Source organism: Bradyrhizobium septentrionale (assembly GCF_011516645.4).
In the GTDB taxonomy this organism is placed as follows: domain Bacteria; phylum Pseudomonadota; class Alphaproteobacteria; order Rhizobiales; family Xanthobacteraceae; genus Bradyrhizobium; species Bradyrhizobium septentrionale.
In genome coordinates this window covers 7539266-7561512 of the sequence record NZ_CP088285.1, presented here as the reverse complement: position 1 = coordinate 7561512, position 22247 = coordinate 7539266, and the positions used below count along the sequence as shown (strand labels likewise).

The window sequence follows — 22247 nt, the reverse complement described above, 5'->3', positions numbered from 1 at the left end:
GTTCGAAATTCATGCTGGTCGACAGTCACTGCCATCTCGATTTCCCTGATTTCGCCGACGATCTCGACGGGATCGTCGGACGCGCCGAAGCAGCCGGCATCGGCCGCATCGTCACGATCTCGACCCGGGTCAAGCGGCTCGGCGGCCTGCTTGCGATCACGGAGCGCTTTCCCGACGTCTACTGTTCGGTCGGCACCCATCCGCATCATGCCGATGAGGAAGACGGCATTCCGGCGAGCGAACTGATCGAGCTGACCAAGCATCCGAAGGTCGTGGCGCTCGGCGAGGCGGGGCTCGACTATTTCTATGAGCATGGTTCGCGCGAGGCGCAGGCGCGCGGCTTCCGCGCTCACATCGCCGCGGCGCGCGCAACCGGCCTGCCGCTTGTCATCCATACAAGGGAGGCTGACGAGGATTGCGGCCGTATCCTGGAGGAGGAGGTCGCGAAGGGGCCGTTCAAGGCCGTGCTGCACTGCTACACCGGTGGCCGCGAGCTCGCGATGACGGCGATTGCGCTCGGGCTGTCGATCTCGTTTACGGGCATCCTGACCTTCAAGAAGTCGGACACCCTGCGCGCGCTGGCGGCCGAGTTGCCGGGCGACCGCATCATGGTCGAGACCGACGCGCCGTATCTTGCGCCCGGAAAATTCCGCGGCAAGCGCAACGAGCCGTCCTACGTCGTCGAGGTCGCCAGGGTGCTCGCGGAAACCCGCGGCGTGTCGCTGGAGGAGATCTCGCACCAGACCACCGAAAACTTCTTCCGGCTGTTCTCCAAGGTGCCGGCGCCGCCGAAGGTTGCTGCATGACGCTGACACTGACCATCCTGGGCTGCGGCTCATCCGCCGGCGTGCCGCGCCCGGCGCTCGGCTGGGGCGCGTGCGATCCCAACAATCCCAGGAACCGCCGCCGCCGCTGCTCGATCATGGCCGAACGCACCATGGAGCACGGCACCACGCGCGTCGTGATCGATACCTCGCCCGACCTGCGCGAGCAGCTGATCGACGGCAATGTCGAGCATATCGATGCGGTGTTCCTGACCCATGAGCATGCCGACCAGACCCATGGCATCGACGATCTGCGCTCGGTGGTGCTGCATCAGCGCCGCCGCATCCCGGTCTACTTCAACCAGTCGACCGCCAAGGACATCATGGCGCGGTTCTCCTATTGCTTCATCTCGCCGGAAGGCAGCGACTATCCGCCGATCCTGACCCGGCATTCGATCGAAGACGGCGAGAGCCATACGGTGCAGGGGAAGGGCGGTCCGCTGAAGCTCGAGGCCTTCCTGGTGAAGCACGGCCGGATTCCGGCGCTCGGCTACCGCATTGGCGACGCCGCCTACACGCCCGATCTGCACGACATCCCCGAGGAAAGCTGGCCGGCGCTTGAAGGCCTCGACCTCTGGATCGTCGATGCCTTGCGCTATGCACCTCATCCGAGCCATTTCAGCTTGGCCGATGCGCTATCATGGATCGAGCGCTTCAAGCCGAAGCAGGCCGTCCTCACCAACCTGCATTCCGACCTCGATTACGAAGTGCTGCGGCAGAGCCTGCCGGCCGGCGTGATCCCGGCCTATGACGGCATGCGCCTGACGCTCGATCGGGCGGGCTGAAAGCTCAGGCCGAGATCGCCTTGGCCGAGCCGACCGCGTTGCGCAGCAGGAATTTCTGGATCTTGCCGGTCGAGGTCTTCGGGATCACGCCGAACACCACTGATTTCGGCGTCTTGAAGCCTGACATATGCTCGCGGCAATAGGCAATGATCTCGGCCTCGGTCGCCTTGGCGCCATCCTTCAGCTCGATGAAGGCGCAGGGCACTTCGCCCCATTTCGGGTCGGGCTTGGCGACAACAGCCGCGAACAGCACGGCCGGGTGCTTGTAGAGGATGTCCTCGACCTCGACAGAAGAGACGTTCTCGCCGCCGGAGATGATGATGTCCTTGGAGCGGTCCTTGATGATGACGTAGCCGTGCTCGTCGAGCACGCCGAGATCGCCGGTGTGAAACCAGCCGCCGGCGAAGGCTTCCTGCGTCGCCTTCTCGTTCTTCAGGTAGCCCTTCATCACGATGTTGCCGCGGAACATGACTTCGCCGATGGTCTCGCCGTCGCGTGGCACCTGACGCATGGTCTCGGGATCGAGCACCGTAACGCCTTCCTGCAGCGGATAGGACACGCCCTGACGCCGCTTCAGTTGCGCGCGCGCATCAGCCGACAATTCGTCCCAGCCCGGCTGCTCGGCACAGACCGAGGCGGGGCCATAGACTTCGGTGAGACCGTAAACATGAGTGAGCTTGATGCCGATGCGCTCGGCGCCTTCAAGCACCGCAACCGGCGGCGCCGCGCCCGCGATCAGGCCGACAACGGGCTTGGCCTTGCCGCCCGTGGGCGCATTAGGAGCGTTGATCAGCGTGTTGTAGACGATCGGCGCGCCGCACATGTGGGTGACGCCGTGCTCGGGGATCAGTTCGAAGATCTTGGCCGGATCGACCTTGCGCAGGCAGACATTGACGCCGGCGGTTGCCGCGATCGTCCAGGGGAAGCACCAGCCGTTGCAGTGGAACATCGGCAGCGTCCAGAGATAGACCGGATGCTGGCCGAGATTGCAGGCGAGGATATTGCTGACCGCGTTGAGATAGGCGCCGCGGTGATGGGTCACCACGCCCTTCGGATTGCCCGTCGTGCCCGACGTATAGCTCAGCGCGATCGCATCCCATTCGTCGGCCGGCGGCCGCTCCACGAAGGCAGGATCGCCTGAGGCGACCGCCGCCTCATACTCGATCTCGCCGATCCGCCTGCCGCCGGCAAACGCGGCGTCATCAACGTCGATCACGAACGGCTTTGGGCCCTTCATCAGGGTCAAGGCTTCCGCAATCACGCCGGAGAATTCGGGATCGACCAAAATGACCTTTGCGCTGCCATGGTCGAGCTGGAACGCGATCGACGCCGCGTCGAGGCGGATGTTGAGCGCGTTCAGCACCGCGCCGGTCATCGGCACCGCGAAATGCAGCTCGTTCATCGCCGGGATGTTCGGGAGCATCGCGGCAACCGTGTCGCCATGGCCGATGCCGTGGCCCGCGAGATAGGACGCAAAGCGCTTGCAGCGCTCGTAGGTCTCTTTCCAGGTGAAGCTGCTGCCCTCATAGACCGCGCTGACATGGTCGGGATAGACGGCGGCCGAGCGCGCCAGGAAGCTCAACGGCGTCAGCGGCACGTAGTTGGCGGGCGTCTTGTCCAACCCGATCGTGTACTGGTTTTGAGCTGCACTCATGGCTCTATCCCATCCGCAAGGTGCTTAGAGGAAACCGATCGATATCCAGGGAAAGATGGCGACGATGATCAGGCCGATCAACAGCGCCAGCATGTAGCCCCAGATCGGCCGGATACCCTCGGCCGGATCGACGCGCCCGATGGCGCAGGCGGCATAATAGCCGACGCCGAACGGCGGCGCGAACAATCCGATGCCCATCGCCAGGATGATGATCATGGCGTAGTGCACCTCGTGGACACCGACCTGGCGCGCGATCGGAAACAGCAGCGGTCCGAACAGCACGATCGCCGGAATGCCCTCGAGCACGCTGCCGAGGATTACGAAGGCCAGGATCGAGACCGCGATGAAGGTCGCCGAACCGCCGGGCAGCCCGGCCATCGACGCCGCCAGCGCCCGCGAGAAGCCGGACTGGGTCAGGCCCCAGGCCATGCCGGTGGCGGTGCCGATGATGAAGAGGATCGCGCCCGACAGGCAGGCCGTGTCGATCAGCATCGGCAACAGCCGCCGCCAGTTGAATTTGCGGTAGATCAGAAGGCCGATGACGAAGGCGTAGACGATGCCGATGGTTGAGACTTCGGTCGCGGTCGCGATGCCTTCGACCACGGCGTAGCGGATCACGAAGGGCAGGGCCAATGCGGGCAGGGCGAACACCAGCGCCTTGCCGATTTCGCTGCCGGTGGCGCGCTGGACATGGCTGAGGTCCTCGCCGCGGTAGCGCCACCACACAAGCCCGGACAGCGTGATCGCCAGCACCACGCCCGGCAGCAGGCCGCCGGTGAACAGCGCCGAGATCGAGACGCCGGTGACCGAGCCGATCGTGATCAGCACCAGGCTCGGCGGAATGGTTTCGGTCTGCGCGCCGGTGGCGGCGAGCAGGGCGACGAGATCGCCCGGCTTGGCGCCGCGCTCCTTCATTTCCGGGAACAGCACGGGGGCGACCGCCGCCATGTCGGCGGCCTTCGATCCGGAGATGCCCGAGACCAGGTACATCGCGCCGACCAGCACGTAATGCAGGCCGCCGCGGACATGCCCGAGCAGGCTCGCCAGGAACGCCACCATCGCGCGCGCCATGCCGGTCATCTCGATCAGGAGACCGAGGAAAACGAACAGCGGCACCGACAGCAGGATCAGGTGGCTCATGCCCTCGTCCATCCGGCCGACCAGCACCATCAGCGGCGTCCGCGTGGTCAGCGCCAGATAGCCGAAGATCGCCATGCCGAAGGCAAAGCCGATCGGCACGCCGGCGAACACGCAGAAGCCGACCACGCCGACGAAGAAGATGATCAGATTGAGGTTGCCGAGCGGCCGCAGCATCGGCTGCGCCAGCCAGAACACCCCGATCAACGCCGCCACGGTGAGCGCGGCCAGCAGGAAGGTCTTGAACTCGCCGACCCGCGCCAGCCGGAGCAGCGCGAACAGCGCCATCAGGCAGGTGCCGACCGGCAGCGCCGCCGCGCGCCAGGTGTTGGATATCTGCAGCGCCGGCGTGGTGATGAAGCTTTCCTCGTAGGCGTATTCATAGGCCGGCCGCACGATCAGGATCAGGAAGGCCAGCGCGGCGCAGGTCGCCACCACATCCAGATAGGCCCACAGCCGCGGTCCGGCGCTTGCGACCAGCGCCGTCATCCGCATGTGCTCGCCGCGGCGGAACGCCACCGCCGAGCCCAGCATGGCAAGCCACAGGAACAGGATCGACGCCAGCTCGTCCGACCAGATCAGCGGCGCATGGAGCACGTAACGCGCCACCACGCCCGCGAACAGGATCACCACCTCGGCGACCACAAGGATCGCCGCCGGTATTTCCACCAGCAACCCGAGGGCGGCCTCTATGGAACCGAGAACGGAGCGGCGGCGAGGGGGCTGCGACGCCGCCTCGCCGGCCACGGCCGGCGTCATCTCGACATGAGCCATGGCAAGCCTCCCGCTTGATCGATCAGGACAGTTTGCCGACCGACTTCTCGAGCAGGTCCCAGGCCTTGTCGCCGTACTTGCCCTTCCACTCGGCGTAGAAGCCGGCGGCGCGCAGCTTGTCGCGGAACGGCCCGACCTCGGGCTGGTTGAACACGAGCGCCTTGCCCGCGAGCTCCTGCTTCACGGTGGCGTTGAGCTTCTCGGTGTCCTCGCGCTCCTTGACGGCCGCCGCGTTGACGTTCTTGGCGACGATGGTCTTGATATCGTCGGGCAGCGCCGCCCAGGCGCGACGGTTCATCAGGAACCAGAAGCCGTCCCACATGTGATTGGTCAGCGAGCAATACTTCTGCACCTCATACAGCTTCGCCGCCGAGATCAGCGCCAGCGGATTCTCCTGGCCTTCGACGATCTTGGTCTGCAGCGCCGAATAGACCTCGCTGAAATTGATCGAGGCGGGCGATGCATCGAACGCCTTGAACATCGAGGTCCACAGCGGCGACACCGGCACGCGGATCTTGAAGCCCCTGAGATCGTCCGGACCGTTGATCGGCTTGGTCGACGACGTGGTCTGGCGGAAGCCGTTGTCCCAGATCTTGTCCATGACCTCGAGGCCGGCCTTGTTGATCTCGCCGCGCACATAGGCGCCGAGCTCTCCGTCCATGGCCTTCCAGACCGTGGGATAGTCCGGGAATGCGAAACCGATGCCGTTGATCGAGGCCGCCGGCACCAGCGTCGCCAGGATCAGGCCGGACAGCGTGAAGAACTCGACGCCGCCGGAGCGCACCTGGCTCAGCATGTCGGTATCGGAACCGAGCTGGCTGTTCGGGAACACCTGCAGGTCAAACCGGCCGTTGGTCTCGGTCTTGATCGCCGCGGCCATCTCCCGGGCGCGCGCCACGAACGGATGCGACTCCGGCAGGTTGTTGGCGAATTTGTAAGAGAACTCGGCCGACTGGGCGCGCGCGACATGGGGCGCGCCAATCCCGCCCAGGACGGCGGAAGCGGCGGAGACCTTCAGCAGCGTGCGTCGTGAAAAGCTCATTGGTTTCTCCCAAGAGAGGCTTGTTGTTGTTCTGAGATGCCATCCTATACGGACCTGATTGATGGCGCGGGGTCACCAGCGATCTCTGCACAGCTGGGGCTTATTGCAGCGTCCGCATGCCGCGGCAATATCGGCTTTCAGACGAGACGCGCGGACGTGGATCGCTGCGGCCTGGGAGCAAGCCCAACGGATCGTCGGATGGACCTCGGGACGGCGCTAACTTGCGGACCGGTGCGAAGATTTCCCACTAAATATCTGATCTAATTGTAGATATAAATATTCCATAATATACCTTATGCGAATTACGGATATGGGCGTTTGCACCGAGGCTGAAGCCGAACAGCGCTTGACGATGGAATTGGCCGTTTGACGAAGAGCCGCGGCCGGACGCCCTCCGCGACCTCTCCCGATCGCCTCACTGCCACACGAGGTTCACGACGTCGACGCGATCACCTCGAGCATCACCTCCGTCGCGCCGCCGGCAATGGGCAGTATGCGCGCATCACGCGCGATGCGCTCGATCGGGCTCTCGCGCATGACGCCCATGGCACCATGGAACTGCACGCAGGCATACGCGACCTCGTTGACGAGTTCGGCGCAGATCGCCTTCAGCATCGAGATCTCGCGCAGGCAATCATCGTCGGCCGCCATACGCCAGGCGGTGGCATAGAGAAGCGCGCGGTTTGCCTCCACCTTCGCGGAGAGCAGCGCCAGACGTTGGCGGATCGCCTGCATGTCCCACAGGACGCCGCCGAAGGCGCGGCGGGTCTTCACGTAGGTGAGGGTCATGTCGATCGCTGCCTCGGCCATCCCGATCGCCATAGCGGAGAGGACCAGGCGCTCGTTCTGGAAGTTGCGCATGATGGAGTAGAAGCCCTGCCCCTCAGCGCCCAGCACGTTCTCGGCGGGGATCCGGCAACCGTCGAAGACGAGTTCGGCCGTATCGGAGGAGCGCCAGCCCTGCTTGTCCAGCACGCGTCCGACGGTAAAGCCCGGCGTGCCTTTCTCGACCAGGAACATCGTGATCCCGTTGCCTCCAGCCGCGGGATTGGTCTTGGCGGCGACGCAGTAGAGATCGGCGTGGACGCCGTTCGTGATGTAGAGCTTGGTGCCGTTGAGGACGTAAGAGTCGCCTTCTCGCACCGCGCGCGTGCGGATGGCCTTCACGTCCGAGCCGGCATCCGGCTCCGTGATGGCGACCGCGGTGATCACCTCGCCGCTGACGATTCTAGGCATCCAGCGGGCCCGCTGGGCTTTGGTCCCGTCGTGAAAGACATATACAGACGCCATGTCGGCCTGGACCAGCATCGCGTCGGCGACGCCGCCATAGGTCGAGCGCCCGAGTTCCTCGGCGAACACCGTTGACGCGACCGCGTCCATCTCGGCACCGCCATATTCGGACGGGTAACGGATGCCGAAGAAGCCGAGTTCGCCCATGCGGCGCAGGACCGGACGGGGAATGAACCCCTCCTCTTCCCAGCGGTCCGCACAGGGCTTGATCTCCTCCTCGACGAACCGGCGGACCTGGTCACGCAACAGCTCATACTCCGCCGCCATCCAAGGCAGTCCCGGTCCTTGCGGCGGCACCCAAGCTTTGTCCATCGTGTTTGTCCGCTCTCTGCCAGCAGCTAGAGTTCGATTTCCTCTCTCGGTCCCGCCGAGGGTGCAGCGGCATCGGAATCGGCCAGCCAGCGCATTCCGTCGATCACTTCCGCCAGTTCGGCCAGTGTCGGGCGCTCGAACAGATTGCGCAGCTGCACGTCGACGCCGAAGGTCTTTCGCATGCGCGCCACCGTCCGGACCACGAGCAGCGACTCGCCGCCAAGATCGAAGAAGTTGTCGTGACGTCCGATCGACTTGACCTTCAGGAGATCGCACCACAGCGCGGCCAGCGTCTTCTCGGTCTCTGTCGAGGGAGCGACGAATTCCTGTGCCGGCTGGATGTTTTCTGCCGTCGGCTCGGGAAGCGAGGCGCGGTCGACCTTGCCGTTGGGCGTGAGCGGCATCCGTTCGAGGCGAACATAGTGCGTCGGAATCATCGCCTCGAGCAGCTCTTCGGCGAGATGGGCGCGCAGGTCCGCCACCGTCAGAGGTTTCGACGAGACATAGTAGGCCGCAAGTCGTGCGATGCCGCCTTCGGCCGCTGACGGTTCGATGACAGCGACGGCGCATTCCTGCACCTGCGGGTGCTTGAGAAGCCGCGCTTCGATCTCGCCCAGCTCGATACGCGCGCCACCGACCTTCACCTGATGATCGGCGCGGCCGAGAAATTCCAGGCGCCCGTCCGCGCTCCAACGGGCGAGATCGCCCGTCTTGTAGAGCCGCAGCTTCGAGTATCCGTCTCGCGGATCGACGGCGGTGCGGAAGCGCTCGTCGGTGAGGTCTGGGCGATTGAAATAGCCTCTCGCGAGACCGTCGCCGGCAATGAACATCTCACCGATGATGCCGGTGCCGGTGGGCTGATAGGCTTCGCTGAGGACGTAGATTCCCGCGTTGGCGGCCGGAACGCCGATCGGCACCGACGCGGATTGATCGCGCTCGATGTCGAAACGGTGAATCATGCAGCCCACAGTGGCTTCGGTTGGTCCGTATTCATTGTAGATCTCGACCGGATGCGGGATGGCTTTCGTGATGTCGCGAGCCAACTCGGTCTTGAAGTCCTCGCCGCCCACGATGAACTTGCGCAGTCTTGTGGTTTCGAGATCGCGGTCGCGGATCATCGCGAGATGCGCCGGCGTCAGCTTCATGATGTCGACCGCATTGTCGTCGACCACCTTGAGCGCGACCATGCCCTGCGCGCCGGGATCACCAAGATAGACCACGATGCGGCCGCCGGTGATGAGCGGCGTGAAGAGCGTTGTGACGGTCAGGTCGAAGGCGAGAGATGAGAACAGCGGCCATGCGAGAGGCTCGCCGGAACTGTAAACCCGCGCGGCCCACCAGATGTAATTCACCAGGCTCCGGTGCGCGATCTCGACGCCCTTGGGGGTGCCGGTCGAGCCGGAGGTGAAGATGATATAGGCGGTGCCATCCGGCGTGGCAGCGGACGGCCGGGCTAAGTCCGGCTGATCCAAAATCGAACCGAAATCGGAGTCGAGCACGAAAATGTCGGCGAGATCAGGGGAAATGACGGATTGCAGGCGCGCCTGCGTCACCGCCACCGGCGCCCGCCCGTCGGTGCCGTTGGAGATGTCCTTCAGGATTGTTGCGATGCGCCCCTTCGGCGTCGCCGCATCAACCGGCACATAGGCTGCACCGGACTTCAGTACGCCCAGGATCGCGACAACGACCTCAATGGAGTGTTCCATGAACACAACGGCAATCCGGCCCGGCCCCACCCCGGTCGCGCTCAAATGCGCAGCCATCTGATTGGAGCGTTCGTCGAGCTGCCGGTAGGTCAGCGCTACATCGCCGAAGCGGATCGCTTCAGCGTCAGGGCTGCGCGTCACCTGGTCGCGAACGAGATCGATGATCGTCCGGTCCGACGGGTAGTGCGCCGCCGTGGCGTTGTACTCGACAACCAGCGCCTGATGATCGGTATCCTTCCGCAGGGGAAGCGCTACGCCCTCCTCCACAATGGGCAGGACTTCATTCATGACTACGCTCCCATCAGGCAAATCAAATAAATCAAATCACGCGTCAATCGTTCAAATCTTGGCCTGGCGATAAAGCTCTGCGATGGCCGGCGCTTCAGGATCCTCGAGCATGGAGGCTGCGTGACAGCCCTCTGGCCCAAAATAAAATTCGGCATGAGGCACCACGCGAAGCCATCGGCGCGGTCCTGCGCCCGATCGCAGCCAAGCCTTGTTCGGAAGGAATATGCAGACCCGACCCGTATACGGAGTGGGATCGTACCTCTGAAAAGCCGCGAGCGCCGTCGATTTGAGCCGAGCTCTGCTCGCCAGCACCGGATCTGTCGCGACCGGTTGTTTGCTTCCGAGGGCGCGGAAACGTTCGCGAACGCGGCTGCCGAAATATCGCAGACGAGCGCTGAATGTCGGCAGCTTCGCCATCTCTCGCAGCAAGGCTTCGGCGGTTTCCCTGGCTGAGAAATACAGCCAACGCGGCAGTTCCTGATAGGTGGTGGGATGAAGCGGGCCAAACAGCGCAATGCATGGCACCTCCGCGCCGCGGCGTCCCAGGATTTTCGCCAGTTCGAAGGCCGTTGGAGCGCCGGAGCAATAGCCGGCGATGATGTACGGACCGGTCGGCTGATATTCGACGATCTGGCGAGCGAAGTCCTCGGCGATATCTTCGACGCGGTCCATCGGCTCGCTCTGCCCATCGTAGCCGGTCGGTTGGAGTGCGTAGAATGGTTGATCGCCGCCCAGGTGCTTCGACAGGTCCGAGAATGTGAAGGGGGCGCCGACATGCCCGGGCACGGCGTAAATCGGCGTGCGTGTTCCACGCGACTGCAGCGGAATGATTGCAGGCTGCTGCGTGGCCGCTGCCGTGGCCATGTTCAGGAACGCGATGATCTCGCCCTTCCGGTCCTGCAGCTGCCCGCGAAGCTCCGCCGTCAGTGCGCCAGCCGGGGCGTTGCAACGCAGCCGGTCGCCTTCCACCCAGACCTTGATGTCCTTGACCGCCAGGTCTGCGAGAAGCTCCGAAAACTGCATCAAGTGCGCTGACATAGGGCCGTCCCGAATGAACTCCCGTGCAGTCCAATGGACTTCGCGGAGACACCTCGTTTAGTGCATCGTGACATCGCGCGAACGCCAGTTCCGGATGACCACGCTCCCGATATACCCACTTAGAGGTACGAACCTTCGAACAAGCCAATCCTTTTCATCCCAGGAAACGGGCTGTCCCAGGCCGCACCCCAACGTCTTGGAGACAGCCTCCAGCCGCGTCCAACGCCGGAAGAAGCCTGCCAGGCGGTCTTCCGGACCAAGGGCGGTGTAGGACCCATATTCGGAGGCGGAAAAGCAGAGCGCTGCGATCTCGTCCGCTTCGGGCACAGGGACAACCGCCTCGATGTCCACCCCGACCTCTTGCGTGGTCGAGAGGGCGATGACCCCCACATCTCCGGAACGCGAGACGCTGAAGCGCAAATCGCGGGCGTGCATGCGGTGCGAGAGCTGAGGTTTGCCCAGCGGTCCATATTCGAACTCGACGGCGGACGGCGCAATTCCCAGTCTGGAAGCGAGGACCCGGCGCAGCTGGCCGCGGGCCACAACAAAGCGGCGGCGGTCCCGCTCCAGCCTCAGCCCCGCCGCGCGCCGACGCTCCCCGTCGTTGAGGCAAACGCCTGTCGCGCGAACGATGTCCGGCTCCACATCGAGCGTGAAGGCCAGGACCTCCAAGCCATCACTCTCGAGAACCGGCACGATGATCCCGGCTCGCAACTCGACGGCCTCGTCCAAATAGCTCGGACTGGGCAATGCCGGCTCCCTGCCCGCGCCGGAAGCTTGGCCAAAGTCGAGCTCAGGGCAGCAGTCAGACGTCATACCTGCATTCCGATCGCAGAAGCGCTCATGCGCACGAGTTTATCGCGTCCGACGACAGCAGCGCCGTTCGCGCGGATTTCCTCGATTAAGCAATCGCATAGGCGCGAAAGCAAGGAGCGCCGGTGGCTATTCGGATGTATGGATGGGCTACCCCTCACGGCCATATTGCATTCAGCAGTTCGGCCAATCTCGCGCCGCCCTTGGCGAGTTGCCGGCGCTTGGTCGCGTCGGCGGCCTGCAGATAGCCCATGTGGCTGTCGAAATTGACAATCCATTTGGACTGCGCCGGCGGCGACGTCGGGCCGAAGCTCAGTCCCTTGAACGCGTCATGCGCGACCAGCAGCGTGTCGGTCGCCCAGGCCGCCGGCCAACCGTCCGGCGTACCCGGGCTCGCCGGGACCGCCTTCGCCGCGTCGATCAGTTCACCCGTCGCGGCATCGCCGAGGTCGGTCGGGATGTCGTCCCATTCATGATGCAGGTTGATGGTATGGGACCGCGACGCCATCCTGGATCGCATTGCCGCCGATCGTATCGCTCCCGGGATCGACCTGGTGACTAACGTCCGGGTCGACCGGCTGGCCGTTGGGATCGAGATAGACCGAGCCGACATGCAGCGGCTGGTGCAGGTCGCCGATCAGATGCGCGAGCAGCAGCAGCGCCTCCTTCTTGTCCTTGATCGAGAACGGGAACGGCGACGGGATCGGCTTGTCCTGCAGCACCGCGATGGCGGCGCTGACCGCCGCGACCAGATCGTGCGGATTGGTCCCCTGGAAGCTGCGGTCGAAGGTGCTGCGCTGGATCGCGACATCGACGAAATGGAAGGTGTTGTGACAACCGCGCTCGAAGCCGTCGGGCTTGTAGGAGCAGGTCGACCAGTTGCGGGCGGCATAATCCACCATGCGCGCCCTCTCCCGCGCCGAGTTGAACGGCGTACAGGGCACCTCGTAGTCGAGATGTTCGGGGTCGACCTCGTAATGAAATCGGCCGTCATCGTGACGGGCGACGCTCTTCACGCAATCGAGCCAGGGTCCGGACTTGCGCAGGTCGATGCCATGCCTGTCCCCCTCGTTGAGGAGTTGCTGGACCTTCGCCTTCGCGGCGGGCTTGAGCAATTGGTCGGCGATCGCACCGACGACGCGATGGCCCTCATAGCCCCAGGCCGACGCCGCGCTCGGATAAAGCGCAATGGCGCCAAGCCAGCCCAACAAGGCGCCCAGGAACCAGCCCCGTGCAACGACCGTTCTCGACATCGCGCGACTCCGCAATTGTGCCAAACTTCCTGTGGTTGTCCGGTACTGGTGCAACAATCGTACGACAATGCGCGTCAGCGCCCCCTGAAGCGGGGCGGCCGCCGTCCGAGGAACGCCGCGACGCCTTCCTTGTGGTCTTCGGTCAGGCTCGCCAGCGCGAACTGGTCGAGATCCATATGGCTGGCGAGATCGTCGAGCGCATGCGCCAGCCGGTTGACCGTCAGCTTGGTCATCGCCACCGAAATCGGCGGCTGGGCGGCGACCTTGGCCGCCAGCGCCATCGCGGCGTCATAGGATTTGCCGGGATCGGCCACCTGTTCCACCAGGCCCCATTCATAGGCCTGGTCGGCCGAGATGCGGTCGTCGGCCAGGATCACCGCCTGCTTGGTGCGCGCCGGGCCCATCAGATGCAGCATGCGCGGCACGCTCTGCCAGCTCATGTTCATGCCGAGCGCGATCTCCGGCACGCGCAGATGCGCGTCGCGCGCCATGATGCGGAAATCCAGCGCGACCGCGAGCGCCACGCCACCGCCGACGCAGAAGCCTTCGATCGCGCCGATCGTGACCTGCTCCATGTCCTGCCAGGCGCGCGTCAGCCGCGGCCCGAGCTTGAGGTGACGGCGCAGCGTGCCGATGTCCATGGTCTGGCGCGAACGTCCCTCGGCGTCCTTCAGGTCGAAGCCGGCGCTGAACGATTTGGCGCCGCCGGTCAGCACGACCACCGAGGTTCCGCCGTCGTCCTCGAAACTGCGCGCGGCATCGGTCAGCTGCCGCAGCGCTTCCGGAGACAGCGCGTTGATACCGTCGCCGCGGTCGAACCGCACCACAGCGATGCGGCCCTCCGGTCCGAGGCCCTTCTCGATCGTTACATCATCAACCACGCATACCTCCCTGCTCGCATTGTTGTGTACTGCTTGCCTCGACATAGCACGCCCGTTTCGCCTATTCTGTGGGCATGAGCGAACATGATCACCACCACCACGATCACGACCATTCCGAACTGTCGGAGACCGAGCTGCGCGTCCGCGCGCTGGAATCGATCCTGACCGAGAAGGGCTACGTCGAGCCGGCCGCGCTCGATGCCATCGTGCAGGCCTATGAGACCAAGATCGGCCCGCATAACGGCGCCCGGGTCGTCGCCAAGGCCTGGACCGATCCCGCGTTCAAGAAGGCGCTGCTCGAGGACGCCACCAAGGCGGTCGGCACCCTCGGCCATGTCAGCCGGGTCGGCGACCATCTGGTCGCGATCGAGAACACGCCTGGCCGTCACAACATGGTCGTCTGCACGCTCTGCTCCTGTTACCCCTGGGAAATGCTCGGGCTGCCGCCGGTCTGGTACAAGGCCTCGCCGTATCGCTCGCGCGCGGTCAAGGATCCGCGCGGTGTGCTCGCCGATTTCGGCGTCAGCCTGCCGAAGAACACGGAAATCCGGGTGTGGGATTCGACCGCGGAGACGCGCTTCCTGGTGCTGCCGATGCGGCCCGCAGGCACCGAGGGCTGGAGCGAAGAACAGCTCGCCGAACTCGTGACGCGGGATTCCATGATCGGCACCGGATTCCCGAAAACGCCGGGAGCCCCGTCGTGAACGGCGTCCACGACATGGGCGGCATGGACGGGTTCGGCAAGGTCGAGCCCGAGCCGAACGAACCGATGTTCCATGAGGAATGGGAATCGCGGGTGCTCGCGATGGTCCGTGCGATGGGTGCGGCCGGCGCCTTCAACATCGACGCATCGCGCTTCTATCGCGAGACCCTGCCCCCGCAGGTCTATCTGTCGAGCTCTTATTACAGGAAATGGCTGCTCGGGCTCGAAGCCCTGCTGCTCGCCAAGGGCTTCATCTCGCAGGACGACGTCGCCGCCGGACATTCCGTCGCGCCGGCGAAGCCGCTCAAGCACGGCAAGTTCGCGATGGCCGATGTCGAGCGCATCATGGTGCGGGGCAAGTTCGGCCGCGCGGCACCGGCGGCGGCGAAGTTCAAGGCCGGCGATCGGGTGCGAGCGAAGAACATCCATCCCGCCACCCACACGCGGCTGCCGCGCTATGTGCGCGGTCATGTCGGAGTGGTCGAACGCGATCATGGCTGTCACGTGTTTCCCGATACGGTGGCGAACGATGCCGGCGAGCATCCGCAATGGCTGTACACCGTCGTGTTCGATGGACGCGAGCTGTGGGGAGCGGACTCCGATCCGACGCTCAAGGTGTCGATCGACGCGTTCGAGCCGTATCTGGAGGCCGTGTGATGGATGCGACCGCCGCAGCCCGCGCCACCAGCGCCGTATCCAGCATTCCCCGCGACCAGGACGGCCCGGTGTTCCGCGCGCCCTGGGAAGCCCAGGCGTTCGCGATGGCGTTGAGCCTGCATGACCGCGGCGTGTTCACCTGGAGCGAATGGGCGGCCGCGCTCGCCGATCAGATCAAGCGCGCGCAGGCCGCCGGCGATCCCGACACCGGGGAGACCTATTACCAGCATTGGCTGGCGACGCTCGAACACCTCGTGGCCGCCAAGGGCGTCACGACACTGGAGACCCTGCACCGCTACCGCGACGCCTGGGACCGCGCCGCCGACCGCACCCCGCACGGCAAGCCGATCGCGCTGACGCCGACGGATTTTGAGTAGCGGCGTACTCGCCTCGTCGTCATTTGCACGCTCAAGTAGCTTGTTCGGTGTCATCACCCGCGCATGCGGGTGATCCAGTATTCCAGAGGCACCTGTGCTTGAACCGAGAGGCCGCGGCGTACTGGATCGCCCGGTCGAGCCGGGCGATGACAGATGTGGTGAGGACGCGGCTTCGCATTCTCGCGACATGATTTGTCCGAGCTTTGCTCTTCGTTCCGCACGACGAAGACCAGCTTCCGAAGCCGCGAATTGGTCGCTATATCCGAGTGCCCAGATGCGAGGCAGAGCGATGAAATCACGCGTTCAGACGTTTACGCCGCCGAACACGCCCACTCCGATCGGGCCGTATCATCACGTTGCCAAGGTTGGAGACCAGATCTGGATCGGAGGAACCGCCGGAGTCGATCCTGCAACCGGCACCTTGGCGGGACCGGACGTCGGTGCTCAGACGCGGCAGATCCTGAAATCGTTCGCCGTGATGCTCGCGGCGGCGGGTTCCGACCTGGACCATGTGACTCACGTCAACATCTTCCTTCGCGAGATGTCCGACTTTGACGCGATGAATTCGGCCTATGTGGAAATGATGGGAGATCACCGGCCCGCGCGCACAGTGATCGCGGTTCGCGAGCTGCCCAAGCCCGGCGTTTTGCTCACAATGAATCTCACCGCGGTGACCAGGCTGCCGTGATCCGGCCGAGCGTACGCCACCGGCAACTCAGTGATTGGCGGGATTACCCTCGCGCCACATACTCCCGCCAGCCTTTGGCCCGCAGGCTGCAGGCCGGGCATTCGCCGCAGCCATAGCCCCAATCGTACTGCGCGCCGCGTTCACCGAGATAGCAGGTGTGGGAGTGCTCGCGGATCAGGTCGACCAGCCCTGCCCCGCCGAGTTCGTGCGCGAGCCGCCAGGTCGCGGCCTTGTCGAGCCACATCAGCGGCGTGTGCAGCTCGAAATCCCTGGCCATGCCGAGGTTGAGCGCGGACTGCAGCGCCTTGATGGTCTCGTCACGGCAATCCGGATAGCCGGAATAGTCGGTCTCGCACATGCCGCCGATGATGTGGCGAATGCCGCGGCGGTAGGCCAGCGCCGCGGCGAAGGTGAGGAACACGATGTTGCGGCCGGGCACGAAGGTGTTCGGCAGCCCGTCCGCGCCCATCTCGATCGCGACGTCGCGGGTCAGCGCGGTATCGGAAATCTCCGACAGCGTCGGGATATCGAGCGTATGGCTGTCGCCGAGCTTCGCCGACCAGTCCGGCCGCATCTGCCTGATCCCGGCCAGCAGGCGGTCGCGGCAGTCGAGCTCGATCGCGTGGCGCTGGCCGTAGGAGAAGCCGAGCATTTCGACGCGCGCAAAGCGCGACAAGGCCCAGGCCAGACAGGTGGTGGAATCCTGGCCGCCGGAAAACAGCACCAGTGCAGTGTCAGAATTGTTCTGATCGCTCATGGAACGCGATTTAGCACCTGATGATGCCGCGGCCAATCCGTGGACAGCGCCGTGTTTCCGGCGTGTTTTGCTGGGATCGGCAGAGCCGATTTGGCATAAAGCCATACCCCTCAGAGTGCGGTGCCCGATGACCCCTTCCCGCGACATTTCCCGCCTGATCGAGATCATGGCTGCGCTGCGCACGCCGGTGACGGGGTGCCCATGGGACCTCGAACAGAATTTTGCAACCATCGCGCCCTACACGATCGAGGAGGCCTATGAGGTCGCGGATGCGATCACGCGCGGCGATTTCGACGATTTGCGCGAGGAACTCGGCGACCTCCTGCTGCAGGTGGTCTATCACGCTCGGATGGCGGAGGAGCAGAACGCCTTCGCGTTCGGCGATGTGGTCGAGGCCATCACCAGGAAGATGATCCGCCGCCATCCGCATGTCTTTGCCGACAAGGACGGCAACATCCAGCCTGCCGGCGTCAAGAGCGCCTGGGAACGCATCAAGGCTGAGGAGAAGGCCGAACGCGCCGCCCGGCGGCCGCCGGAGGAGACCGCGCATACATCGCTGCTTGCCAGTGTGAAGGCCGGCCTCCCTGCCCTGGCGCGGGCGATGGAATTGCAGCGCAAGGCATCCACCGTCGGCTTCGACTGGAACGACCCGCGCGCCGTGCTGGCCAAGATCCGCGAGGAAGCCGACGAGATCGAGGCCGCACTCGACGGCAAGGACAAGGAGGAGCTCGCAGCGGAGACCGGCGATCTGATGTTCGCTGTCGTCAACCTCGCCCGCCACGTCGACGCCAATCCGGAAACGGCGCTGCGGGCGACCAACGCAAAATTCGAGCGGCGGTTTGCGTATATCGAGAAGGCGCTGGCGGCGAAGGGACGCTCGCTCAATGGCGCGTCGCTGGAGGAGATGGATGCGCTGTGGAACGAGGCGAAGCGCGCGACGTAGATTTTCTCCCTTCGCGCGCCTCGAAACTCCGCCTAGAGATCAGCTCCGGCTCGTCGGGCTTGCGCGCGCATGACACCGAATGGATCATTCCGGGCGGCCAGCGTGCGGTAGACCCTGAGGTCGTCGGGTGTCATTCCCTCGCCGCGCTTCATGTTCGAACTTCCTTCGGCACCGATTGGAATTGACGTGCCGGCGCCGGCATAAATGTATCTGTCGCCAAATGCCTTCTTCAGGGCGGCAAAGGTCGGCTCGCCGGTGCAGTGTCCGGGCGCGATGCTTTCGACCTTGAAACGGTCCTGCAGCGCGGTCGTCACCTTCGTGATCACCTCGTCGGGTGCGGCGACCAGATGGAATCCGCCAGCGATCAGCCGAATCCTGGGATTGATTGCTGCCGCAGCCTCGACGATCCGCTCGATTCCAGGGTGCGAGCAGCCGACGACGAGCACGATGCCATCGGCAGTATTAACCGCCATGGACAGCTCCTTGAGCTCCTTCGTTCCCGGCAGATCGGAAATCAGAGCAATGAGCGTAATGCCAGGTACGATTTCGGTCGTTTGATCTATCAACTCGAAGTTGGCGTCCGCCCAGGCAGCGCCGAATTTCATGATCTCAGGCGGCTTGCCGTCGTAGTACCGCATCTCCGGCGGCAACGACTCGTCCTTGCGGTAGAAGCTCGACGGCACCGACGAGCCGTAGATGCCAAATGCTTCCTTGGGCGCATAAATCTTGACCTTCGGATTGACGCTCAAGACATAGCTCAGGCCCGCCATGTGATCGGAGTGCCGGTGCGACAACACCACGAAATCAAGGCTGGTGAGGTCCACACCCTTCGCCTTCACATTGGCAGCGAAGATCTTCGCGTTGTCGCCGGTATCGAACAGGATGCGCTTTCCTCCGATTTCCACGAGGGCGGAGAAGCCCCAATCCTTTGTCATCGTGGCGTCCTTACCGAACGCATCGTACAGGATGGTGATCCGAGCCGCCGGCTCGGCCGCATATGTTGCAGTGCCGATCAATGCAGCGAGACCTGCGAGAACGACTGCGAAAAGGAAACTTGATTTGAGATTCATGGAAGTTCCCCCTGTTCAAACGCAACGATTGAGGAATTCCTGACAGGCAACCAGTCGGTACCGAGCTGGGCTGAGACCTGCCGAGTTCAGAGACCGGCCTTCCAACGATTTATGCTCTCGACTTTGCAATATCTCGCGGATGGCCAAGCTTATGGAAATCCTCCCGCTGTACGCCGGGAGCCGCAAGCCAAATATTTTCGGCGTTGACCGTGAACCTTTTGCTTGGTTCGCGAGACTACGCGCCCTTCACGAACAATTCGGACATCGGCCTGTTTTGGAGGCGTTTTAGGCTCCATCGCCGGCCGTTTCGCTGCTGCACCTAGTGGCGGCGGACACGCCCTACAACAGCGTCCCGCGCAAAATAACCGCCGCCACCCCGAAATAGATCACGAGGCCGGTAACGTCGACCAGCGTCGCGACGAACGGCGCGGAGGCACTGGCCGGATCGAAGCCGATGCGCTTGAGGATGAACGGCAGCATCGATCCGCACAGCGACCCGAAGGTGACGATGCCGACCAGCGCCGTGCCCACGGTCGCGGCCACCAGGACCCAATGCGGGCCGTAGTCGAAGATGCCGAGCGTCTGCCACAGCGTGATCCGCACGATGCCGATCACACCGAGAATGGCGCCGAGCGTGAGCCCGGTCGGCAGCTCGCGCAGCGCGACCCGCCACCAGTCCCGCAAACGCAGCTCGTGCAGCGCCAGCGAGCGGATCAACAGCGAGGTCGCCTGCGATCCGGAATTGCCGCCCGAGCTCATGATCAGCGGGATGAACAGCGTCAGCACGATGGCTTTCTCGAGCTCGGTCTGGAAGGTCTGCATCGCGCTGGCGGTCAGCATTTCCGACAGGAACAGTGCGCACAGCCAGCCGCCGCGCTTCTTGATCATCTCGAGGAAGCTGATCCGCAAATATGGCTCGTCGAGCGCTTCCATGCCGCCGAACTTCTGGGCGTCCTCGGTCGATTCCTCGACAATGGCGTCGATGACGTCGTCGACCGTGACGATGCCGAGGATATGGCCGGGACCATCGACCACTGCGACCGCCAACAGATCGTAACGCGAGATCAGCCGGGCTGCCTCCATGCGGTCGGCCTCCGGCGAGATCATCAGCGGCTTGCGCGCCGGCGCCGCGGTCAGGACGCTGGCATGCGGATCGCCCGAGATCAGGCGGCGCAGCGGTACGGCCTGGATCAGGGTCTTCTTGACTGGATCGGTCACGAAGATCGAGTAGACGGTTTCGCGGGTGCGCTCGACCATCCGGATGTGATGCAGGACCTCGGCGATGGTCCAGCTCGAGGGCACGCTGACGAATTCGGTGGTCATGATGCTGCCGGCGCTGCGCTCCGGATAGGCCAGCAGGCCAGAGATGACGTTGCGGGTCTCCGGATTGAGGCCGTTCAGCAGCGTGGTGCGCAGCGGCTCGACCAGCTCCTTGAAGATGTCGGCGGCGCGGTCGTCGGAAACGCCTGACAGCAGCGATACCGCGGTGTCCTGCGGCAGCTCGGCCAGTATCTCGCAGGTGCTGTCGAGCCCGGGCAGGTCAAGCACCTCGATCGCCTTCTCGGGCGGCAGCGATTGCAGCAGCTTCGCGGAATCCGCGGGCTCCCGGGCGTTGAGGGCATCGACGATCTCGGGGGCCCGCGCATGGGCGAGATCGCCGTTCTGGCCGGCGAGCGTCTCTTTGGTGATGGTTTCGCTGATGTCCTGCATCGATCGGCCTCGGCTTTGCGTCCTGCAGCGCAATGAACCAAGGCGGCGCGGATTTCAAACAGAAAGTGCGACGGCGCGTCGCAGGCGCGCCGGAGTGAGGCCGCGTCACGGTGCCGTCACATTTCAGAAGATTACGGGGGCCCGCATTGGCGGCTTACGCCTCGTGGGGCACCGCGGCGAACCGGCTCACGACGATGTCGCGCTTGGTCTCGTCGACCCGCACCGTCATGTCGAAGCGCTCGCCATTGAGCTCCTTGTTCAGGACCTCGGCATTGCGGTGCAGCCAGCTGATGCCGGCGCCGTCGGCAGCGTCGATCGAAAGCTGCAGTGTCGCGCGCTTGGCCGCGAGGCGGTCCTCGATGGCCGTCAGCAGCGCGTCGATGCCCTCGCCCGTCACGGCAGAGACGAGGAAGCACGGCCGTTCCGGCGGACGGCGCGCGGCGATGTTGCGCAAATTATCCCGCTCCTCGGGATCGAAGCGATCGATCTTGTTCCAGACCTCGATGATGCGCTGGCCGCCATCGGCGTCGGGATCGATCCCAAGCTGGCGCAGCACGCCCTCGACGTCGCGCTCCTGCGCTTCGGCGTCTTCATGCGAGATGTCGCGGACGTGCAGGATGATGTCGGCCTCCAGCACCTCCTCCAGCGTGGCGCGGAACGCGGCCACCAGCTGGGTCGGTAGATTGGAGATGAAGCCGACCGTATCCGACAGCATCGCCTTGCCGCCATGCGGCAGGTTGAGCGCGCGCAAGGTGGGATCCAGGGTGGCAAACAGCATGTCGGCGGCCTGCACGTCGGCCCGCGTCAGGCGGTTGAACAGCGTCGACTTGCCGGCATTGGTGTAGCCGACCAGCGCCACCACGCGGTAGGGCACGCGCTGGCGGCCGGCGCGATGCAGCCGCCGCGTCGCCTGCACCTTCTTCAGCTCGTTCTCCAGCCGCGTGATGCGGTCGCCGATCAGGCGACGGTCGGCCTCGATCTGGGTTTCGCCGGGACCGCCCATGAAGCCGAAGCCGCCGCGCTGGCGCTCGAGATGGGTCCAGGATCGCACCAGACGGCTGCGCTGGTAGTTGAGATGGGCAAGCTCGACCTGCAGCGCGCCTTCCTTGGTCTTGGCGCGGCGGCCGAAGATTTCGAGGATCAGGCCGGTGCGGTCGAGCACCTTGGTGCTCCAGGCCTTCTCGAGGTTGCGCTGCTGGATCGGCGACAGCGCGCAATCCATCACCACGAGCTCGACCTTGTCGCTGGCGACGAGGCCGTTGATCTCCTCGACCTTTCCCTTGCCGAGATAGGTCGCGGGCCGGATCTGGCTGATCGGCGCGACGACGGATTCCACCACGGTGAGGTCGATCGCGCCGGCGAGCCCGGCGGCTTCCTCGATCCGCGCTTCGTAGTCGCGGACAGAGGAATCCGTTTGCGCATCGCCGTCGCCACGGCGCATGCGCAGGTACGGGCCGATGACGATCACCCGCCCGGTGCTAACGTCCCCCGCCGACCGCGGACGGTCGGCGCCCCCTTCACGATTGAAGGGTTCCAATCAGTTCA

General features: G+C 64.5%; 21 protein-coding genes. 7 read left to right on the top strand and 14 right to left on the bottom strand.

Annotated features, from left to right (window positions below; genetic code table 11):
* Positions 1-11: 11 nt before the first annotated feature.
* Positions 12-806 carry a TatD family hydrolase gene (locus HAP48_RS37805; RefSeq protein ID WP_166215530.1) on the top strand — a complete coding sequence of 265 codons (795 nt, stop codon included), beginning with the start codon at positions 12-14 and terminating at the stop codon, positions 804-806.
* Positions 803-1609, top strand: a complete 807-nt coding sequence (locus HAP48_RS37800; RefSeq protein ID WP_166204940.1) for an MBL fold metallo-hydrolase — start codon at positions 803-805, stop codon at positions 1607-1609. The genes HAP48_RS37805 and HAP48_RS37800 overlap by 4 nt, the downstream gene beginning before the upstream one ends.
* Before the next feature lie 4 nt (positions 1610-1613).
* On the opposite strand, the gene HAP48_RS37795 is transcribed toward HAP48_RS37800, so the two are convergent.
* From HAP48_RS37795 to HAP48_RS37750, 10 genes are all read right to left on the bottom strand, one after another.
* The gene (locus HAP48_RS37795) at positions 1614-3263 is read right to left on the bottom strand and encodes an acyl-CoA synthetase (RefSeq protein WP_166204938.1); all 1650 of its coding nucleotides are present in this window, start codon (positions 3261-3263) and stop codon (positions 1614-1616) included.
* A gap of 24 nt (positions 3264-3287) precedes the next feature.
* On the bottom strand, positions 3288-5174 hold the full coding sequence (locus HAP48_RS37790; protein WP_166204936.1) for a TRAP transporter large permease: 1887 nt from the start codon (positions 5172-5174) through the stop codon (positions 3288-3290).
* A gap of 22 nt (positions 5175-5196) precedes the next feature.
* On the bottom strand, positions 5197-6216 hold the full coding sequence (locus HAP48_RS37785; RefSeq protein ID WP_166204934.1) for a TRAP transporter substrate-binding protein: 1020 nt from the start codon (positions 6214-6216) through the stop codon (positions 5197-5199).
* Between the two features lie 432 nt (positions 6217-6648).
* The gene (locus tag HAP48_RS37780; RefSeq protein ID WP_224496766.1) at positions 6649-7773 is read right to left on the bottom strand and encodes an acyl-CoA dehydrogenase family protein; all 1125 of its coding nucleotides are present in this window, start codon (positions 7771-7773) and stop codon (positions 6649-6651) included.
* 71 nt (positions 7774-7844) lie between these two features.
* Positions 7845-9812: a non-ribosomal peptide synthetase gene (locus HAP48_RS37775; protein WP_166204930.1), complete on the bottom strand. Its 1968-nt coding sequence runs from the start codon at positions 9810-9812 to the stop codon at positions 7845-7847.
* Between the two features lie 51 nt (positions 9813-9863).
* Positions 9864-10850, bottom strand: coding sequence for a thioesterase domain-containing protein (locus HAP48_RS37770; protein WP_166204928.1), 987 nt, complete (start codon positions 10848-10850; stop codon positions 9864-9866).
* 57 nt (positions 10851-10907) lie between these two features.
* Complete coding sequence (locus HAP48_RS37765; RefSeq protein WP_224496765.1) at positions 10908-11600, bottom strand: 4'-phosphopantetheinyl transferase family protein; 693 nt, start codon at positions 11598-11600, stop codon at positions 10908-10910.
* Between the two features lie 220 nt (positions 11601-11820).
* The gene (locus tag HAP48_RS37760; protein WP_166204923.1) at positions 11821-12171 is read right to left on the bottom strand and encodes a phospholipase C/P1 nuclease family protein; all 351 of its coding nucleotides are present in this window, start codon (positions 12169-12171) and stop codon (positions 11821-11823) included.
* Positions 12134-12916: a S1/P1 nuclease gene (locus HAP48_RS37755; RefSeq protein ID WP_166204921.1), complete on the bottom strand. Its 783-nt coding sequence runs from the start codon at positions 12914-12916 to the stop codon at positions 12134-12136. Before HAP48_RS37755 ends, HAP48_RS37760 begins: the two co-directional genes overlap by 38 nt.
* Before the next feature lie 74 nt (positions 12917-12990).
* The gene (locus tag HAP48_RS37750; RefSeq protein ID WP_166204919.1) at positions 12991-13797 is read right to left on the bottom strand and encodes an enoyl-CoA hydratase/isomerase family protein; all 807 of its coding nucleotides are present in this window, start codon (positions 13795-13797) and stop codon (positions 12991-12993) included.
* 74 nt (positions 13798-13871) lie between these two features.
* Between HAP48_RS37750 and nthA the strand changes: the two genes are divergently transcribed.
* From nthA to HAP48_RS37730, 4 genes are all read left to right on the top strand, one after another.
* Positions 13872-14501 carry a nitrile hydratase subunit alpha gene (gene nthA, locus HAP48_RS37745; protein ID WP_166204917.1) on the top strand — a complete coding sequence of 210 codons (630 nt, stop codon included), beginning with the start codon at positions 13872-13874 and terminating at the stop codon, positions 14499-14501.
* Positions 14498-15157 (top strand): nitrile hydratase subunit beta, encoded by a 660-nt coding sequence (nthB, locus tag HAP48_RS37740; protein WP_166204915.1) that lies wholly within the window; start codon positions 14498-14500, stop codon positions 15155-15157. Before nthA ends, nthB begins: the two co-directional genes overlap by 4 nt.
* Positions 15157-15534, top strand: coding sequence for a nitrile hydratase accessory protein (locus HAP48_RS37735; RefSeq protein ID WP_166204913.1), 378 nt, complete (start codon positions 15157-15159; stop codon positions 15532-15534). The genes nthB and HAP48_RS37735 overlap by 1 nt, the downstream gene beginning before the upstream one ends.
* 274 nt (positions 15535-15808) lie before the next feature.
* Positions 15809-16222, top strand: a complete 414-nt coding sequence (locus tag HAP48_RS37730; protein WP_234622342.1) for a RidA family protein — start codon at positions 15809-15811, stop codon at positions 16220-16222.
* A gap of 43 nt (positions 16223-16265) precedes the next feature.
* Here the strand turns inward: HAP48_RS37730 and queC are convergent, their stop codons facing one another.
* Entirely contained in the window at positions 16266-16979 is a 714-nt protein-coding gene (gene queC / locus HAP48_RS37725) for a 7-cyano-7-deazaguanine synthase QueC (protein WP_166204911.1), read from the bottom strand.
* A 127-nt stretch (positions 16980-17106) separates the two neighbouring features.
* Between queC and mazG the strand changes: the two genes are divergently transcribed.
* Positions 17107-17922: a nucleoside triphosphate pyrophosphohydrolase gene (gene mazG / locus HAP48_RS37720; RefSeq protein ID WP_166204909.1), complete on the top strand. Its 816-nt coding sequence runs from the start codon at positions 17107-17109 to the stop codon at positions 17920-17922.
* A gap of 32 nt (positions 17923-17954) precedes the next feature.
* Here mazG and HAP48_RS37715 read toward each other — a convergent pair whose 3' ends face one another.
* The 3 genes from HAP48_RS37715 to hflX all read right to left on the bottom strand — a co-directional run bounded on the left by HAP48_RS37715 (position 17955) and on the right by hflX (position 22239).
* Entirely contained in the window at positions 17955-18992 is a 1038-nt protein-coding gene (locus HAP48_RS37715; protein WP_166204907.1) for an MBL fold metallo-hydrolase, read from the bottom strand.
* 339 nt (positions 18993-19331) lie between these two features.
* Positions 19332-20702, bottom strand: a complete 1371-nt coding sequence (mgtE, locus tag HAP48_RS37710) for a magnesium transporter (RefSeq protein ID WP_166204906.1) — start codon at positions 20700-20702, stop codon at positions 19332-19334.
* Positions 20703-20856: 154 nt separating this feature from the next.
* Complete coding sequence (gene hflX / locus HAP48_RS37705) at positions 20857-22239, bottom strand: GTPase HflX (RefSeq protein ID WP_166204905.1); 1383 nt, start codon at positions 22237-22239, stop codon at positions 20857-20859.
* Between the last annotated feature and the right edge of the window lie 8 nt (positions 22240-22247).

What these genes read in the sequence shown, in the direction of transcription:
- HAP48_RS37805 (WP_166215530.1), top strand. Translation starts at nt 12, where the DNA reads ATGCTGGTCGACAGTCACTGCCATCTCGATTTCCCTGATTTCGCCGAC.
- HAP48_RS37800 (WP_166204940.1), top strand. Translation starts at nt 803, where the DNA reads ATGACGCTGACACTGACCATCCTGGGCTGCGGCTCATCCGCCGGCGTG.
- HAP48_RS37795 (WP_166204938.1), bottom strand. Translation starts at nt 3,263, where the DNA reads ATGAGTGCAGCTCAAAACCAGTACACGATCGGGTTGGACAAGACGCCC.
- HAP48_RS37790 (WP_166204936.1), bottom strand. Translation starts at nt 5,174, where the DNA reads ATGGCTCATGTCGAGATGACGCCGGCCGTGGCCGGCGAGGCGGCGTCG.
- HAP48_RS37785 (WP_166204934.1), bottom strand. Translation starts at nt 6,216, where the DNA reads ATGAGCTTTTCACGACGCACGCTGCTGAAGGTCTCCGCCGCTTCCGCC.
- HAP48_RS37780 (WP_224496766.1), bottom strand. Translation starts at nt 7,773, where the DNA reads ATGGCGGCGGAGTATGAGCTGTTGCGTGACCAGGTCCGCCGGTTCGTC.
- HAP48_RS37775 (WP_166204930.1), bottom strand. Translation starts at nt 9,812, where the DNA reads ATGAATGAAGTCCTGCCCATTGTGGAGGAGGGCGTAGCGCTTCCCCTG.
- HAP48_RS37770 (WP_166204928.1), bottom strand. Translation starts at nt 10,850, where the DNA reads ATGTCAGCGCACTTGATGCAGTTTTCGGAGCTTCTCGCAGACCTGGCG.
- HAP48_RS37760 (WP_166204923.1), bottom strand. Translation starts at nt 12,171, where the DNA reads ATGGCGTCGCGGTCCCATACCATCAACCTGCATCATGAATGGGACGAC.
- HAP48_RS37755 (WP_166204921.1), bottom strand. Translation starts at nt 12,916, where the DNA reads ATGTCGAGAACGGTCGTTGCACGGGGCTGGTTCCTGGGCGCCTTGTTG.
- nthA (WP_166204917.1), top strand. Translation starts at nt 13,872, where the DNA reads ATGAGCGAACATGATCACCACCACCACGATCACGACCATTCCGAACTG.
- HAP48_RS37735 (WP_166204913.1), top strand. Translation starts at nt 15,157, where the DNA reads ATGGATGCGACCGCCGCAGCCCGCGCCACCAGCGCCGTATCCAGCATT.
- HAP48_RS37730 (WP_234622342.1), top strand. Translation starts at nt 15,809, where the DNA reads ATGCGAGGCAGAGCGATGAAATCACGCGTTCAGACGTTTACGCCGCCG.
- queC (WP_166204911.1), bottom strand. Translation starts at nt 16,979, where the DNA reads ATGAGCGATCAGAACAATTCTGACACTGCACTGGTGCTGTTTTCCGGC.
- mazG (WP_166204909.1), top strand. Translation starts at nt 17,107, where the DNA reads ATGACCCCTTCCCGCGACATTTCCCGCCTGATCGAGATCATGGCTGCG.
- HAP48_RS37715 (WP_166204907.1), bottom strand. Translation starts at nt 18,992, where the DNA reads ATGAATCTCAAATCAAGTTTCCTTTTCGCAGTCGTTCTCGCAGGTCTC.
- mgtE (WP_166204906.1), bottom strand. Translation starts at nt 20,702, where the DNA reads ATGCAGGACATCAGCGAAACCATCACCAAAGAGACGCTCGCCGGCCAG.